This is a genomic window from Collinsella sp. TM06-3 (assembly GCF_003436395.1).
Classification (GTDB): domain Bacteria; phylum Actinomycetota; class Coriobacteriia; order Coriobacteriales; family Coriobacteriaceae; genus Collinsella.
This window is the reverse complement of record NZ_QSPG01000011.1, coordinates 54,499-71,322: the sequence shown is the minus strand read 5'-3', so window position 1 is coordinate 71,322 and position 16,824 is coordinate 54,499. Positions and strand designations below refer to the sequence as shown.

The window sequence follows — 16,824 nt, the reverse complement described above, 5'->3', positions numbered from 1 at the left end:
GAGATATATTGCCAGACCGGAGGGGCGCCGGGGGCGGGAATTCCACTCTTCACAAGTCCTACACAATACATCGCTTCCTATATAAGTAATAGAAAGGCTGGTGCAGAAATACTGCACGTATCAGATGATGACCCTTCGGTTAAGAGATATATAAAGATCGGTCACCTGTAAGTGTCTATCTACCCACGCTTTTGCTATATAAACCAGCGCTTCAGATAAAAAGAGGGAGCGCCGCGCACAACGCGACACTCCCCTAGCGATTCAAGAGAATCTATTAAGCCTCGAGAGCCTTCTTGGCGATGGTAGCCAGCTCGTTGAAGGACTCGATGTCCTCGTAAGCCATCTGAGCCAGGACCTTGCGGTCGAGCTCGATGCCGGCAACCTTCAGGCCGTGCATGAACTGAGAGTAAGAGATGTCGTTCAGGCGAGCAGCAGCGTTGATACGAGTGATCCAGAGAGAACGGATCTCGCGCTTCTTGTTGCGGCGATCACGATACTGGTACTGCAGGGAGTGCTGGACCTGCTCTTTAGCATGCTTGTAAGTACGCGAAGCGGCACCGTAGTAACCCTTCGCACGGTGCATAACGGTACGGCGCTTCTTCTTGGCGGCAACAGCGCGCTTAATACGTGCCATGTTCTATCAACTCCTAGACGGTTAAACGAAAAACGGGAACGCGAACTTAGGCGAGACGCGACTTGATGACCTTGCGGTCGGCAGCGGCGATCTCGGTCTCCTGACGGAAGCCACGCTTACGCTTGGTGGACTTCTTGCTCAGGATGTGGCTCTTGAAAGCCTTGGCGCGCATAAGCTTGCCGGTACCAGTCTTGCGGAAACGCTTCTTGGTGCCGCTGTGGGACTTCATCTTAGGCATGAAATACTCCTTAATCGGTTACAGAACACTAGTTACTTGGTATCGCTTGCCGCTTTATCCTCATCGAAGGCGCCCTTAATCGGGGCGAGCAGCATAAGCATGTTACGGCCTTCCATCTTAGGCTTGGACTCGACCGTAGCGTAAGGCTTGAGATCCTCGGCGAGACGCTCGAGAACGTTAAGACCCTGCTCCGGGTGAGCCATCTCACGGCCGCGGAACATGATGGTGATCTTAACGCGTGCGCCCTTCTTGAGGAAACGCAGAACGTGGCCCTTCTTGGTCTCGTAGTCGCCAACGTCGATCTTGGGTCGGAACTTCATTTCCTTGACCTCGACCTTGGACTGGTTCTTACGAGCGGCCTTGGCCTTCATGGCCTGCTGGTACTTGAACTTACCGTAGTCCATGACCTTGCAGACCGGCGGCTCCGCGTTGGGAGCGATCTCGACCAGGTCGAGACCCTGATCGTCGGCGACGCGCTGGGCATCGCGGATGGCGAACAGGCCGAGCTGAGAGCCATCGACGCCAATCAAACGGCACGAAGATGCAGTGATCTCGTCGTTGATGCGGGTGTCATCAGACTTAGCTATTTTCCCTACCTCCATTCATAAAAAAATAACCCGGCGCTTCTTTGCAACCAGGTCGTACACATAGACATCCTCGGTATGAGGAAGGGAATCTAAGTTGTATGACCAGTCAGCTGCTCATTGGCGCCAAAAGGTGGGAACCCTCAGGTTCCTCTTTAGGGCATTGCGGGAACAACGCCTTGCGAATAATAACACGTACCGCGCGTTATCACATTACGTACACGAAAAAGGGGGCCGCAACCCCCTTGAAGCGCAGGTGCATGTATGGTGCCCGAGGCGAGACTCGAAGGGCCTTCGCTTCGCGAAGCCCCGGGCTTCGGGCGCACGGCGCCCTCGCCACGCTCCGCTACAAACAGGCCACAGGCCTGTTTGCCTAACGCTCCGCGCGCTCACGCGAGTTCGGCACGAAAAAGGGGGCCTTGACCCCCTTGAACGCTCACTTGCATGTATGGTGCCCGAGGCGAGACTCGAACTCGCACGTTGTTGCCAACGGTGGATTTTGAGTCCACTGCGTCTGCCAATTCCGCCACTCGGGCACGTAATGCGTGAGTTAGTTTATCACAGCTTTCAACTGATTACGCCGAAAATGGAACTTCGAGCATTTCGACGAGTTCGACCGTGCGGAGCATCTCGCGCTGACGGCATCCGTGTCCGTTAACCGAGGCTTCGCCCATCTGGTTGTCATAGGGGTCCTCGCGCATGCCGTCGAAAGCAGGCACAAACTCTGCCTGGAATCGATTGTTGGCCACCATACGCCACGGGTCGAGATTGCCAAAGTAGTGACGACGGCGCCACTCCTCCCCCATCCTGCGAGCAGAAGATCCAAATGACACGTCGGCGTTGAGCCAACCGGTCTGCGGCGTATAGAACTCTGCCCAGTCGTGCGACCCCACCGAATCGGGCGCAACGTACAGGCCGCTCTGCCAACGGGCAGGCACGCCCGCGATACGGCACATGGTGATAAACGTGAGCGCCATAACGCCGCAATCGCCGCGGAGCGAATGCGCGCAGTCATCGGCAATAGATCCCAAAAGCAAGTACGGCGGCTGATAGCGATAGTCGATATGCTGCGTCAGGTAATCATAGATAGCACGGGCGCGATCGAGCGGATCCTCGAGTCCGTCAACAACACCGGCCGTCAGCTGCAGCAGATACGGCGTGAATGCAATGTGCGGACGGTCCTCGGAAATATCCTCGGGCAGAGGCGCGTCCATACGCGGATGAACCGGAAGTGTGCCACCGTAGACATCACAATAAGCAGCATCGATGTGATAACGATAGGTCACCGAGAATGAGCGTTCACTCGAAGAAGACCACGAGGCGGTACGTGCCGAAGCGTTCGCGGGAGCAACAGCACCCTCCGGCGTCATGTCGAGAATCTCGACCCGAGACTGCTGGCGACAGGTGGCGGCAACGGGAAGCCAAGCGCGAACGGTCTCCCCCTCTAGAGCGCCGGGGACAGACACAGACGCTTTAAGCGTAATGACGCGAGCCAATCCGTTTTGCGACTCCATCTCCTTGAGCATCTCGTTGCGCAGTGCAATTCCGTCCGTAGGATCGGGACGCATGCCGGGGACCTCTTTGGGATATACGCGAAGCGAATCGAGGAAGTTGTCGAGAACGAGCAGCTCGCCATCGATAAAGCGCCAGTCAATACGCTTACGGTCAATCAGATCGTCAAACTGCTCCTCGGTAAACTCAGGCCACTCCTCGCGAATCATCGCAATAGCTCGATCGCGCGACACCGAAAAATGAAGTGGCGTCTCAAGCATGCGATACCGCTCGGCACGAACGCAGGCTGCCAGCGAAGGCTCAGGATTCTGCCCCAAAAGACGATCACAAGCCGCAACAGCCTGCGCCAAATATCCGGCATCCTTGAGTCGAAGAATCTCGGGCGGCAGTCCAATATCGAGATGACGAAAGTCATCACAGCAAACATCAACAGAGCAACCAACAGGACCCTCGTCAATAACCTTCCCATCCGAAGGCAGCACATTAATAACAGCCATACCAAACTCCAAGTCATTAGAACTCTTGAAGTCCATTGTAGCGAGATAAAAAAGAAAGCCCCAATTAAGGAGCCCTCAACACCGCTGAACGGTAGTCAATAAATAAATAAATAAATTCAGCCCAGTAACCCTGCGGCGGTAAACGAAGGAAGCCCCGTCCCCCGGAGCTGATTCCGTCTCGCGACTTCTGGCAAAGCCAGGTGAGCGCGAGGGAAACAGCGTAGGGGAAACGGGGCCTCCGGCGGGAAGTTAAACCGCTACTTACGCCTTGTTGACGGAGCCAAACTCCTCCATGAGCTCCTTGGTGCGAGCAACGATGTTGTCGCGACCAGGCTTGAGGAGCTTGCGGGGGTCGAAGCCCTTGCCCTGCTGATCCTTGCCAGCCTCGATGTACTCGCGGACGCCCTTGGCGAAGACGAGCTGCAGGTCGGTGTTGACGTTGATCTTGGAGATGCCCAGGGAAATGGCCTTCTTGATCTGATCCTCGGGGATGCCAGTACCACCGTGCAGGACGAGGGGCAGGTCGCCGGTCTGAGCCTTAATCTCGCCCAGGCGCTCGAAGGAAAGACCGGCCCAGTCGGCAGGGTACACGCCGTGGATGTTGCCAATGCCGCAGGCGAGGAAGTCGACGCCCAGGTCAGCGATCTGCTTGCACTCAGCAGGATCAGCGAGCTCGCCGCTGGAGGTCACGCCGTCCTCGGTGCCGCCGATGCCGCCGACCTCGGCCTCGATGGACATGCCCTTGGAGTGGGCAAGCTCAACGAGCTCCTTGGTGCGGTCGAGGTTAAGCTGGAAGGTCTCCTCGTGAGAGCCGTCATACATGATGGACGTGAAGCCGGCCTCGATGCACTTGAAGCAGTCCTCGTAAGAACCGTGATCGAGGTGAAGGGCGACGGGAACGGTAACGCCCGTGGCCTCGACGGCAGCCTTGACCATGTCGGCGCAGACCTTGAAACCGCCCATCCACTTAGCGGCACCAGCGGTGCACTGAAGGATCAGCGGAGACTTGGCCTCCTCGGCGGCCTGGAGAATAGCCAGAGTCCACTCGAGGTTGTTGGTGTTGAAGGCACCGAGACCGTACTTGCCGGCCTCGGCCTTCTTGAGCATGTCTGCTGCGTTGACGAGCATAAAAGAAACCTCCTGTAAGGTTGCTCCGATAACGCCTGTGATTTTACCACGGCGTATCCGAACGTAAACGTTCGTTTGTTCACGAATATCGTCCAAACAGACTTTTTTTGACCGTTTGCCCTACAGAATCGACCCGTTGGGGAAAATATCTTGACGTTTGGACGCTTCTCGTGCTTCAGAAACTGACTACAAAGCTACATCTGCATGAAAGGGTTCTGCATAAGCTCGCGTGCCACGGTGGTCGAATCGCCATGGCCGGTTAGGCAAACGGTATCGGGCGGGAGAAGCCGGGCGAGCTTGGAGAGCGAGCGCAGAATCGCCGCCTCGTCTCCGCCGGAAAGGTCGGTACGGCCGTGACCGCCGGGAAAGAGCGTGTCCCCCACGAAAGCGATATTTCCCTGCTCTGTTGCGGCAAATAGAACGATGCCGCCCGGCGTATGCCCGGGCGCCTCGATAACCTGCAGGCAAATGGCGCCCAGTTCAATGGTATCGCCCTCGGCAAGCAGCCGCGTCGGCTCGCCCGGATCGGGAGTCTCGATGCCCCACATCGCTCGCTGCTCCTCGATATTCATATGCGGCACAGCTACGTCCTTGCCGCACAGCTCGTACAGGGCTTCAGCGCCAACGGCGGCGCGAACTCCAGCGACACCACCAACATGATCGGCATGGCCGTGTGTACAAACGGAACCGAGCACATGCACGCCAGGGTGTTCGACTCGGATATGCGCAACGAGGCTCTCGCCTTCCCAAGCGGGATCGATAATCAAGCATTCGCCACTCGAAATAATGGCGTAACTGTTGGTCTGGATGGGGCCGTTTACAAGCGCCTCAATCGAAGCCGTACCCCGAGGGGTTAAATCCAAAGCCGTAGCGTCCATGCGTACGCCCTCCTTCTATAAACGTCGAGGCATCAAACGATGCCTCGAACGTAGCAAATATCATTTCTGTCGCGCGTTCGTCGCGCCTATACGCGACGCTTGAGCTGAGCCCCACCCTCGCCAGGCATCAAACGGCGTGCATCGTAGACCGAGTCGACGCTGCTAATCGATGCCAGTAGCGGATCCAGGCCACTCGCATCCGAGATCTCGACCATAAAGCGCAGGGTTGCAATACCCTCGCGGTTGGTCGACGTGGCGGCAGAAAGGATATTGCCGCCCGCATCGCCAATAGCAATGGTGACATCCTTGAGCAGGCCCATGCGGTCCAGGCACTCGACCACGATCTCGACCTGGAAGAGGGTGTCGGCAGCGCCGTCCCACTCCACTTCGATCATGCGCTCGGGATGTTCCATAAGACCCTTGACGTTGGGGCAGTTGGCGCGATGCACCGAGACGCCGCGACCGCGCGTGATGAAGCCGACGATATCGTCGCCCGTCACCGGATTGCAGCAATGCGCCAAACGGACCAGCAGACCGCTGTTGCTCTCGCCCTTGACGATAATGCCGTTGCTGGCGCTCTTGCCGCGCTTTTGCGGCTTGCGGTTGGAGCCGCGGGCAGGCTGCTTCACGACCTCGGCGATAGCCTCGGCCTTGGTGAGCTGTTCCTCGGGCTTGGGGTCCAAGATTTGCTCAACTTTGTTACCCACGGCGCGCGGGGCAACCTTACCGGCGCCAACGGCGGCAAACAGGTCCTCGAGCTGCTTGTAATTAAACTGCTCCGCCACGGCGTTGAGCGCACGCGTGGATCGCGGCGTAGAGATGCCATACCCGCGCTTGCGCAGGTCCTTGGCCAGTATATCGCGGCCGGCAGCAGCGTCATCGTCTTTGGTCGCGGCGGCGAAGTAACGGCGGATCTTTGACTTGGCCGAAGGTGTCTTGACGATCTTGAGCCAATCGCGCGACGGCTTGGAACTCTTGTTGGTCAGGATCTCGACACGATCGCCCGTCTTGATCTCGTGCGTGAGCGGGGCCACCGCACCGTTGATCTTAGCGCCGACGCAGTGGTTGCCCACCTCGGTGTGAACGGCGTAGGCAAAGTCGAGCGGTGTAGAGCCGGCACGAAGCGCCATGACCTCGCCCTTGGGCGTAAAGACAAAAATTTCCTGGTCGAACAAGTCGACCTTCAGTGAGTGCAGGTATTCCTTGGCATCGGTGATCTCGTCAGACGCCGCCCAGTCGAGTGAGTGCTTAAGCCAGTTAATCTGGTCGTCCAGACGCTGGGCATCATTGGTCTTAGACGCAGACGATCCGCCCGACTTCTTGTACAGCCAGTGGGCGGCAATGCCGTACTCGGCCTGCTCGTGCATCTCATAGGTTCGAATCTGAATCTCGAGCGGGCGGGCCGTGGGGCCGATAACCGTCGTATGGAGCGACTGGTAGTTATTGACCTTGGGCATGGCGATATAGTCTTTAAAGCGACCGGGCATGGGATGCCACAAGGTATGCACGGCACCAAGCGTGGAATAGCAATCGCGCACCGAATGAGTGATGACGCGCAGCGCCACCAGGTCGTAAATCTCGGAGAACTCCTTGCCCTTGCGCTTCATCTTTTGATAGATGGACCAATAGTGCTTGGAACGACCGTTGATCTGAAAGCCCTCAAGACCAATGCGATTGAGCTCATCGGTGAGCGTCTTGATGGTCTCGGCCAGATAACGCTCGCGAACCTCGCGCGACTCAGCCACCATACGCGCGATGCGCTGGTAGGCATCGGGCTCCAAGTAGAAGAAGGACAGGTCCTCGAGCTCCCACTTGATAGAGCTCATGCCCAGGCGGTCGGCCAGAGGCGCGTATACGTCCATAGTCTCGCGCGCCTTAAACAGACGGCGGTCCTCGCGCAGGGCGGCAAGCGTGCGCATGTTATGCAGGCGGTCGGCGAGCTTGACGATGATGACGCGAATGTCCTTGGACATGGCAAGGAACATCTTGCGCAGCGTGAGGGCCTGCTTCTCGTCCATGCTGTCGACTTCGATGTTGGTAAGCTTGGTCACGCCGTCGACGAGTTCTGCCACGGTTTCGCCAAACAGGCCGGAAACATCGGTAAGCGAGGTCTCGGTATCCTCGACGGTATCGTGCAGCAGCGCGGCGCACACCACATCGCAGTCCATCTTGAGGTCGGCCAGAATGATGGCTACCTCGACGGGATGGTTAATGTACATCTCGCCCGAGCGGCGCTTTTGGTTGCAGTGCTTCTCGGCGGCAAAGCAGTAGGCCTGCTCCACCTTGGAGAAGTCATCCTCATTCATATATTTGAGGCACAGGCGCTCCAGCTTGTCGTAGCTGTCCGCCATAATCTCGGGCGGCAGTTCATCGGCATGCTTATAGTGCTCCATCTCCGAAAACGGCTGGAGGGTGGAATCATGGGCGATACGGGCTGCGGCATCCATCGAGGTCCCCTTCCCCTAGGCCCGCGGTACGATCGGGCGGTTAACTTTGGCTAGCATATCAGAAGCGCACGAATCGAGTGCCCAGCTCCGAAAAGCCGTGAACTCCATGCGCGAGCGCAAGCCCTCCAAATAGCGAATTGACCTGCTCAATTGCACACGGCCGGGGTTTTCGGCCATCGCGATGCGACGGGTGTCGTCAAACCCCGAAACGCGGCAGAAGCCAAGCTCTTCGAAGATTCCCAGGCCACTTTCCACCGAGCGCTCGTCGACCGGCGTGCGAGCATCGATGGCAAGGCACATCTGCGCGATGTCGATATCGCTCGCGCTAAAGGAATCGTCCCCGGTCTTGCCGCGGTTGGAGCGCCACATGGTTTGCAGCGCGCGATAGAGCGTGACGAGCTCGTCGCGCTCAGGCGCATAGCAGTCGAGTAGGCGCTCGTTAATGCGGGCGTCGCGCGACGAATAGAGCAGGTGAATCACGGCGGGCTGTCCATCGCGACCGGCGCGGCCACTCATCTGGTTAAACTCAATCGCGCCAAACGGCATGTGATAGAGCACGACATGGCGAATATCGGGAAGGTTGACGCCCTCGCCAAAGGCAGAGGTCGAGACGATGCAGCTGAGGCATCCGTCACGAAACGCCTCCTCTACGCGATGGCGGTCGGTGCGCGTAAGGCCCGCGTTGTAAAAGGCGATATGCGACGCGTAGTCGGGAACGCGTTTGCGTAGCGTCTTGGCAAGCGCCACGGACTGATCACGCGAGTTGACGTAGATGACGGTCTTCTCCCCCGTCGCGACGATGGACACCAGGCGGTTTTCGCGGCTCGCAAGATCGCGGTCGTCCTCGAGCCGCAAGTTCTCGCGCACGGTCTCGTCGACCACCGTACGGGTAATCGGCAGCACGCGGGCGAGCTCGGCCACAACCGGAGCCGTTGCGGTGGCCGTCGCCGCCATAACGACCGGGTCGCCCAGGGCCTTGCGGATATCGGGCATGTCGAGGTATGCGCTTCGGTCGCCGCCCTTGGCAAGACCGGCATGGTGCGCCTCGTCAATAACGACAAATCCGATACGCCCCGAGCGCGCAAAGCGGTCGCGGTGAATAGACAGGAACTCAGGCGTCGTGAGCACGATACCGGTGCGGCCCGAAGCTAGGCCGGCGAACACATCATCGCGTGCGGCCTCCACGGTCTCGCCGGTCAGCACGCCAACGCCAATGCCAAGCGCTGCCATCGTCGACGAGAGGTGATAGGCCTGGTCGGCAACAAGCGCACGCAGCGGATAGACAAAGATGCTCGCACGTCCGCGAAGGACAGCCTCGCGCGCAGCATGTACATGGAAGATAAGAGACTTGCCGCGGCCCGTTCCCATAACGGCCAAGACGCTCTGGTGGTCGGCCAAGGCATCGAGCGCCTCAACCTGCGCGCGGTGCGGCTGGTTCGATCCGATAAAGCTATGGATAAGCGAGCGCGTGAGCTCGGTATAGGAAAGCTGGGCGAGCGTCTCGCGCTTACGCGACTCCAGGCGCAGGCCGGAATCCGCCGGCTGCACGCCACGACGAAGCTCGCATGCCGGATCGTCGACGCTGGGCAGCGCGGTATCGCGGACCAGAACATCCTTGATCATGAGCTTGGGCTTCACACGCCCCTGCCAATGCTCGGCAACGGCCTCGAACACCAAGTCGACAGCGCTATCGCAGTTGATGAGCTTATCGATTTGCGGCACGCGGAACATAATGGCCGGCACACTCGCGGCGCCATCGGTCGCCACAAAGCGCATGTGCTCGCCGGTTTTGCCCACCACGGCGCGGTCGCACATCGTCACGCCCTCGGCAGCCAGCAGCGGCACCTTGTTGCCCTGGCCAAACGGCTCAAGACGGGAGATCTGCTCGATGGTCTCGATATTCAGCTCGGAAAGGTCGACGGTGGCGGCGACCTCGTCGGTGTCTTCAAAGTCCTCGGCGGGAAGCTCCGATAGCACGGCGGAAAGGCGGCGGCGGAACTCATCGAGCTTGGATGCCTCGATGGTCACACCCACCGCACCGGCATGTCCGCCGCGACGAATCAGCAGGTCGGAACAACGCTCGACGGCGTCGAACAGGTTGACCTTGCCCACCGAGCGACCCGATCCGCGCGCAACGCCGTCCTCAATCGAGAAGAGCAGCGCCGGCACGTGATAACGGTTGGTCAGGCGGCTCGCTACGATACCCTTGACGCCCTCGTGCCAGCCCTCGCCACCCACGACGATTGCGCGACCGCCGTCATAGGTCTCCTCGACCTTTGCCATGGCGTCGCGTGTGAGCTCCGCCTCGATCTCGCGGCGCTGACGGTTGATTTCCTCGAGCTCGGCTGCCAGTGCACTTGCCTCGATAGGATCGCGGGCAAGCAGCAGGTCGAGCGCCAGCTTGGGATCAGCCATGCGGCCGGCAGCATTCAGACGAGGGATGAGCGAAAACGACAGGCCGTCGGCCGTAATGGTAGAAAGGTCGGCCTTGGCAAGTGCGGCAAGCGCGATATAGCCGGGACGGGCCGTCACGCGCATCTGTTGGATGCCCTCGGCGACCAGTGCGCGATTCTCGGGCGTGAGCGGCATCATGTCGGACACGGTGCCCAGCGCCGCGACCTCGATCAGCGAACGCCAATACGACGGCTTGCCCAAACGCTCGCCCAGGACCTGCACCAGCTTGAGCGCCACACCGGCACCGGCAAGCTCGCGCGAGGGACCCTCGTCCTCGAGCTTGGGGTCGGTCAGGGGCACGCCCTGCGGCACCTGGTCGGACGGCTCGTGATGGTCCGTGACCACCAAATCGATCCCCAGGCTCTCCAGATAGGAGACCTCCTCCTTGGCGGCAATGCCGTTATCGACGGTCACGATCAGGTTGGGTTGGGCGAGCTCGTTGACGCGGTCGAGCGCCGCACGCGACAGGCCGTAGCCCTCGTCAAAGCGATGCGGAATAAACGGCGTGACGTTGGCGCCAAACGAACGTAGCGCCTCGGTCAACAGACAAGTCGACGTAATGCCGTCGACGTCAAAATCGCCAAAGACGGCGATGCGCTCGTGGCTGTGAATAGCACGCTCAACGCGGTCGGCGACGACCGCCATGCCCGGAATAACGAGCGGGTCCGCCCAGTCGCGATCGAGCGAAGGCGTCAAAAACAGCTGGCCTTCTTCGATGGATGTAATGCCGTGCGCGACCATAATGCGCGCCACCAGCCCGGGTATGCCCAAGCCAGCCGAAAGCTCCTTTTCGAGCTCGGGGTTTTGCCGAGCGACCGCCCAGCGATGCGTCGTCTTAAGCGATGACATAGGCGCCCACCCCCGATAGGGGCAGGTCGCCGCGATACCTCTCACGGTTCATAGCGATGAGTCCTCTGTGTATGCCCGCTTCGGCAGGCAGATCTGTTGAACGGATTTATTATACCGTGCAGAGCAGACGCAAATCGCCGCAGCACGCCGCGGTTTCGGTAAACGATGCCGGTAATAGCCTCGAAATATTCGAGCGTTTCTGACGCACGGACGCATGCGAGCGTCTAGCATATCCATTCAAAACGGATTCACGGGCAAAGGGAGTCACAAGCGCATATGAAGCAATGGGTTGGACTGGGCAAGTTTCTCGCGGGGCACATGCAGGTCATCGTTCCGATTTGCGTGGCGCTCGGCGTGCTCTTTCCCCAACAGATTGGCGTACTCAAGCCCATCGTTCCCACCCTGTTTGCCTTTATGACGTTTCAGGGTGCGCTCAGCAACACCTTTCACCAGGTAACCGAGGTGTTCCGCCGTCCGCTGCACCTGGTCTTGGCGTTACTCGTCTCGGCGGTGCTTATCCCTATCGCAGCCTATGCCATGGGATCGTTATTCTTTGGCTCCAACCCCAACCTTGTCTGCGGCATCGTGCTCGAGTACAGCGTACCCGTGGCAGTCACCGCCTTTATGTGGATCAGTATGTTCGGCGGCAACGGCCCGCTCGCGCTCACCATCATCCTGACGTCCTCGGTCATCTCGCCCGTCACGATTCCGCTCACGCTTAAGCTCCTGCTGGGTGCCACCGTTGCAATCGATGTTACGGGCATGATGCAGAACATGGCCTTTATGATCGCCATCCCCGCCGTGCTCGGCATCGTGATCAACGAGTTCACGCGCGGATGGGGACACGAGAAACTCTCCCCCGCGCTTTCGCCCGCCTGCAAGTTTATGATGATGGGTGTCATCGCCTCCAACTCCACCGCCATGAGCGAGTACGTGCTACACATGAATGCGGTGCGCCTGGAAGTTGCCCTCTTTATTTTGACCTTCGCCATCAGCGGCTTTGTCGTCGGCATTCTGGTCGCCCGCGCGTTGCACCTGCCGTATAGCGAGACGACCACCATGTGCTTTACCTGCGGCATGCGCAATATCTCTTCGGGCGCCGTCATCGCCACGCAGTATTTTCCCGGCGAGGTCGTGTTTCCCGTCATGTGCGGAACGCTGTTTCAGCAGGTGCTCGCCTCGGTTATCGGACATCTCTTTGAGCGACTGACCGGCGAGGAGCGCGCCAAACAGCGCAAGCGGGTCAAGGCCGGCCGCGACGCGATGGCACGCTAGGAGCCACAGGCGCGAGGCCGAGCCCTTGGCTATGCAAGCGCTTCCAGGCGTGCACGAAGGCGTTCTGCATCGATATCGAGCGTGGTCTCGGCATTGACCTGGGCTAAACGATAGCCAACAAAGTAGGGCGAAACCACCCAACGCGGCAGTGCCTTGGCAATGGTCCGGCCGCCCAAGTGATAGAAGAACAAGTTGTACGACTCCGCGCGGCCGCCGTGGTGCTCGTGCAGGATATAGCGCAGGGCCACCTGAATCGCATCGGCAAACAGGTCCGCTTCGGCTTGGTCGCGGGCGTCGTCGCTGGCGGCGATTCCCTGTGGAGCCGAGACGTTGACCTCAAAGAATCCCATGATGGGCTCGGTTGAGATGTTGACCGAGATTCTCCCCTGCTGCCAGACATCGATGCCTTCAAAGTTGGCTGAGGTCAGCGCTGCATAGCCGTCCTCCTGTTCCAAGCCCACAATCTGCATGTGCGGATGAACGAGACTACCGCCCGAGAGCGGGCCTTTGTTCTTGTACATGAGCACACTGCGGTACTGTTGGGAATCGATCATCTGCTGCCAACAGCCCAGGGCAAACCTCATCACATGATGCAGCTCATCCGGTTCATAGGTCACCAGGTCGGCGTCGTGATTGGCCGACTCGATCAATACGGTCTGACGGGTGGCCCGCAAGGTCTTGAACTTATTCTCGAGCCAGATGCAGTCACCATCGCGCTGGATGATGTTGGCGAGCCCCTCCGTGTCGCAAAAGGGGCACGCGGTGCCGGGACGACGATTATCGTCGGGCTTGCCGTTCGCCTGCTGAACGTCAAATACCAGCGCCACGGGTTATACCTCCAGCGGCACGATCTTGGTGCCATGGAGCTCGGAGACGCCGAGCGCCGCCGCGACCGCGTCGCGATTTGCCGTAGTGATGCCGCCGCCGGGAAGGATGGTCAAACGATCGCCCGCATACTCGATTAAACGAGCCAGGTTTTCGAAGTTGTCCTCGATCGACGTACCTGCCGCGCCGCCATGCGTGAGGATGCGCGTAACGCCGCAGTCGGCAAGTGTATCAATCGCATCGAGCTGAGCCTCGGGCGAGAGCTGGTCAAATGCCATGTGGAAGGTGATGTCAAGGGGCTCGTGCTTGCACTCCTCGGTCGCGCAGCCCGTAGCCATAACGAGGGCGCCGAGGGTGAGTTCGTCGAGCGCCCAGCCGCCGGCAAAGGGCTTGCAGCAGCCAAAGACCAGACCGTCGACGCCGGCGCTCACAGCAAGGCCCAGGTCCATCTCCATCATGCGCAGCTCGTCCTGGTTGTAATGAAAGTCGCCACCACGCGGACGAATCATGCACATCACTCGCGCGTCATGCTCGTGAGCGTAGCTGACTGTAGCACTAATAACGCCGGCGGAAGGCGTGGTGCCACCGACGGCGAGGTTGTCACACAGCTCAATGCGCCCCGCACCGGCCTCGATGGCCGCCGACACTCGCTCAAAGTTCTCGGCACAAAACTCGTACAGCATAGATAGGCCCCCAAAGACAGCAGATGTTTTCCGACGGGCATTGTCACACATCCCCATGAAGTTGCGGTGGAATAGGGACTGTTTTGGCGTCCAGAATCCCTATTTAGTCCCTATTTCACCGCAACTTAAAAAGGGGCGCTGACCGGGTTGGTCAGCGCCCCCTTTGCTGAATGGATTAACCACCAAGGTAAGCCTTGCGGACGTTGTCGTCGTGCAGGAGCTCTTGGCCCGTGCCGGTCATGGTGATCTTGCCGGTCTCGAGCACGTAACCGCGTGTGGCGATGGAAAGCGCCATCTGCGCGTTTTGCTCGACCAGAAGCACCGTGGTGCCGGCCTTGTGCAAATCCTCGACAATCTGGAAGATCTGCTCGATCAGAATCGGGGCCAGACCCATGGAGGGTTCGTCGAGCATAAGCAGTTTGGGGTTACTCATAAGGGCGCGGCCCATAACGAGCATCTGCTGCTCGCCGCCCGAAAGGGTGCCGGCGACTTGGCGACGGCGCTCCTTAAGGCGAGGGAACTGCTCGTAGACGCGCTCAAGGCCCGGAGCCACCGTGGACTTGGGCTGCGTGTAAGCGCCCATCTCCAGGTTCTCCTCGACCGTCATCTGCAAAAAGGCACGACGGCCCTCGGGCACCTGGGCCAGGCCCTTGCCCACCAGCTTGTCGGCAGGCGTATGGGTAATGTCCTCGCCCATAAACTTGATGGAGCCGGTCTTGGAACGCAGCAGGCCCGAGACAGTCTTAAGCGTTGTAGACTTGCCGGCGCCGTTAGCACCGATCAAGGCCACGATCTCACCCTCGTTGACGTTAAAGGAGATGTCCTTGATGGCGTGGATAGCGCCGTACCAGACGTTGATGTTGTAGACGGAAAGCATCGGCTCTGCCATTTAGTTCTCCCCCTTATCCTGCTTGCCCAGATATGCCTCGATAACGGCGTCGTTGTTCTGAATTTCCTCGGCCGTGCCCTTGGCGATGACCTTGCCAAAATTAAGCACGCAAATGCCCTCGCAAATATTCATGACGAGCGACATGTCGTGCTCGATAAGCATGATGGCGATGCCAAAGGTGTCGCGGATCTTGACGATGTTCTCCATGAGCTCCGCGGTCTCGGACGGGTTCATGCCGGCAGCAGGCTCGTCGAGCAGCAGCAGCTTGGGGTTGGTGGCAAGCGCGCGGACGATCTCCAGACGACGCTGGGCGCCGTAAGGCAGCGAGCCGGCCTGCTCGTTTGCCAGGTGCTCCATATCAAAGATGGACAGCAGCTCCATGGCGCGCTCGTGGGCGGCCTTCTCGTGCTTCCAGTACGTCGGCAGACGCAGCACGCCCTCAAAGCCGGAGTAGCGCTCCTGGTTGTGCAGGCCGACCTTAACGTTGTCCTCCACCGTCATGGTGTTGAACAGGCGAATGTTCTGGAACGTACGGGCGATACCCATACGGTTGACCTGGTAGACGGACTTGCCCGAGGTGTCCTCGCCGTCGAGCAGGATAGTACCGTGCGTGGGCTGGTACACCTTGGTGAGCAGGTTGAAGACCGTGGTCTTACCGGCACCGTTGGGACCGATCAGACCGGCGATCTCGGTCTTACCGATGGTCAGGCTAAAGTCGTCGACTGCCTTAAGGCCGCCAAATTCAATGCCCAAGTGGATGCACTCGAGCGCCGGGCGCTGGCCCAGGTCGCGGTCGGGAACGATGGCGCCAGAAGGATACGGGACCATCTTGCCCTTGTTGAACTCAAACTTACTGGGCATCGGCTGCTACCTCCTTCTTGGAAGCAAAGCGGTCCTTAATGCGTGCGAAGAACGCCTTGAGCTGCGGGTTGTTGGTAAAGATCATGACCAGGATCAGCACGATGGCGTAGATGAGCATGCGGTAGTCCGAGAACTGACGGAGCAGCTCGGGAAGCACCGTGAGCAACGCCGCCGCGATGACGGAGCCGCGCATATTGCCCAGACCGCCCAGGACCACGAATACCAGGATGAGGATGGACGTGTTGAAGTCGAACTTGGTGGCGGAAAGCTGCGAGAAGTTACCGCCGAAGAGGGCTCCGGCAGCGCCGGCGAGAGCGGCGGAAACCACGAAGGCGATCATGCGGTACTCGGTGACGGAGATGCCCACGGACTCGGCAGCGATCTTGTTGTCGCGCACGGCCATAATGGCACGGCCGGTACGGCTGCGAACCAGGTTGAGTACAATCACGAGCGCGACCATGACCAGGATGGCGCCGGCAAGGAAAGTCGAATAGGTCGACACGCCCGATGCGCCCTGCGCGCCCTTGATGATGGCGGTGCCGTCCTCGAGCAGGTGCAGGTCGTCGATCGTGGAGTTACCCGTGATGTTAAAGATAACATGCAGGCCGCGGGAGTCGACGCCCACGATAAGACAGGTGACGATCTCTTTGATGATCTCGCCAAAAGCCAGGGTCACGATGGCCAGGTAGTCACCGCTCAGGCGCAGAACCGGGATGCCAATCAAGAAGCCCAGGATGGCAGCGGCGATAGCGCCGACCACAATGCTGATGATCAGGCGCATCGGATCGGACGGAACGGCGCTCTCCAGCGCGACGGCGGTAACGATGCCCGTATAGGCGCCGACACTCATAAAGCCCGCGTGGCCCAGCGACAAGTCGCCCGCGATGCCGACAACGAGGTTGAGCGAGATGGCCATAACGATGTAGGCCGTGATGGGAACCAGCTGACCGGCGATCATGCGCGGGATCATATGGTTGGACTGCATAAAGAACACGATGGCGAATGCCACGATGCACATGGCGTACGTGACAAAGTCGTGACGCGTCTGCTTGTCTTTAAGGAACTTCATA

14 protein-coding genes and 1 tRNA gene are annotated in these 16,824 nt (G+C 59.4%); 1 reads left to right on the top strand and 14 read right to left on the bottom strand.

What is annotated here, in order from left to right:
- Positions 1 to 274 precede the first annotated feature (274 nt).
- The 9 genes from rplT to recJ form a co-directional block, all read right to left on the bottom strand.
- Positions 275 to 634: a 50S ribosomal protein L20 gene (gene rplT / locus DXD56_RS06145; protein WP_006234421.1), complete on the bottom strand. Its 360-nt coding sequence runs from the start codon at positions 632 to 634 to the stop codon at positions 275 to 277.
- Between the two features lie 46 nt (positions 635 to 680).
- Positions 681 to 872 carry a 50S ribosomal protein L35 gene (gene rpmI, locus DXD56_RS06140; protein WP_006234422.1) on the bottom strand — a complete coding sequence of 64 codons (192 nt, stop codon included), beginning with the start codon at positions 870 to 872 and terminating at the stop codon, positions 681 to 683.
- 32 nt (positions 873 to 904) lie between these two features.
- The gene (gene infC / locus DXD56_RS06135; protein WP_006234423.1) at positions 905 to 1,474 is read right to left on the bottom strand and encodes a translation initiation factor IF-3; all 570 of its coding nucleotides are present in this window, start codon (positions 1,472 to 1,474) and stop codon (positions 905 to 907) included.
- Positions 1,475 to 1,905: 431 nt separating this feature from the next.
- Positions 1,906 to 1,992: transfer RNA gene (locus DXD56_RS06130), tRNA-Leu, on the bottom strand.
- 39 nt (positions 1,993 to 2,031) lie between these two features.
- Positions 2,032 to 3,465 carry a transglutaminase-like domain-containing protein gene (locus DXD56_RS06125; protein ID WP_117640572.1) on the bottom strand — a complete coding sequence of 478 codons (1,434 nt, stop codon included), beginning with the start codon at positions 3,463 to 3,465 and terminating at the stop codon, positions 2,032 to 2,034.
- Positions 3,466 to 3,726: 261 nt separating this feature from the next.
- On the bottom strand, positions 3,727 to 4,593 hold the full coding sequence (fba, locus tag DXD56_RS06120; protein ID WP_035137086.1) for a class II fructose-1,6-bisphosphate aldolase: 867 nt from the start codon (positions 4,591 to 4,593) through the stop codon (positions 3,727 to 3,729).
- A 194-nt stretch (positions 4,594 to 4,787) separates the two neighbouring features.
- On the bottom strand, positions 4,788 to 5,471 hold the full coding sequence (locus DXD56_RS06115; RefSeq protein WP_117640567.1) for an MBL fold metallo-hydrolase: 684 nt from the start codon (positions 5,469 to 5,471) through the stop codon (positions 4,788 to 4,790).
- 86 nt (positions 5,472 to 5,557) lie between these two features.
- Positions 5,558 to 7,918 (bottom strand): bifunctional (p)ppGpp synthetase/guanosine-3',5'-bis(diphosphate) 3'-pyrophosphohydrolase, encoded by a 2,361-nt coding sequence (locus tag DXD56_RS06110; protein ID WP_117640566.1) that lies wholly within the window; start codon positions 7,916 to 7,918, stop codon positions 5,558 to 5,560.
- 15 nt (positions 7,919 to 7,933) lie between these two features.
- Entirely contained in the window at positions 7,934 to 11,221 is a 3,288-nt protein-coding gene (gene recJ / locus DXD56_RS06105) for a single-stranded-DNA-specific exonuclease RecJ (protein ID WP_117640565.1), read from the bottom strand.
- 276 nt (positions 11,222 to 11,497) lie between these two features.
- On the opposite strand from recJ, the gene DXD56_RS06100 reads away from it, so the two are divergent.
- Complete coding sequence (locus DXD56_RS06100) at positions 11,498 to 12,496, top strand: bile acid:sodium symporter family protein (RefSeq protein WP_117640564.1); 999 nt, start codon at positions 11,498 to 11,500, stop codon at positions 12,494 to 12,496.
- Positions 12,497 to 12,525: 29 nt separating this feature from the next.
- Here the strand turns inward: DXD56_RS06100 and DXD56_RS06095 are convergent, their stop codons facing one another.
- The 5 genes from DXD56_RS06095 to DXD56_RS06075 all read right to left on the bottom strand — a co-directional run bounded on the left by DXD56_RS06095 (position 12,526) and on the right by DXD56_RS06075 (position 16,823).
- Positions 12,526 to 13,323: a DUF4931 domain-containing protein gene (locus DXD56_RS06095; RefSeq protein ID WP_117640563.1), complete on the bottom strand. Its 798-nt coding sequence runs from the start codon at positions 13,321 to 13,323 to the stop codon at positions 12,526 to 12,528.
- 3 nt (positions 13,324 to 13,326) lie between these two features.
- A complete protein-coding gene (locus DXD56_RS06090) occupies positions 13,327 to 14,004 on the bottom strand; it encodes a copper homeostasis protein CutC (RefSeq protein ID WP_117640562.1) in 678 nt (225 codons plus the stop codon).
- 175 nt (positions 14,005 to 14,179) lie between these two features.
- Positions 14,180 to 14,881 carry an ABC transporter ATP-binding protein gene (locus DXD56_RS06085; RefSeq protein WP_035137222.1) on the bottom strand — a complete coding sequence of 234 codons (702 nt, stop codon included), beginning with the start codon at positions 14,879 to 14,881 and terminating at the stop codon, positions 14,180 to 14,182.
- A gap of 12 nt (positions 14,882 to 14,893) precedes the next feature.
- Positions 14,894 to 15,754 (bottom strand): ABC transporter ATP-binding protein, encoded by an 861-nt coding sequence (locus DXD56_RS06080; protein ID WP_089573307.1) that lies wholly within the window; start codon positions 15,752 to 15,754, stop codon positions 14,894 to 14,896.
- On the bottom strand, positions 15,744 to 16,823 hold the full coding sequence (locus DXD56_RS06075; RefSeq protein WP_117640571.1) for a branched-chain amino acid ABC transporter permease: 1,080 nt from the start codon (positions 16,821 to 16,823) through the stop codon (positions 15,744 to 15,746). The genes DXD56_RS06080 and DXD56_RS06075 overlap by 11 nt, the downstream gene beginning before the upstream one ends.
- Between the last annotated feature and the right edge of the window lies 1 nt (position 16,824).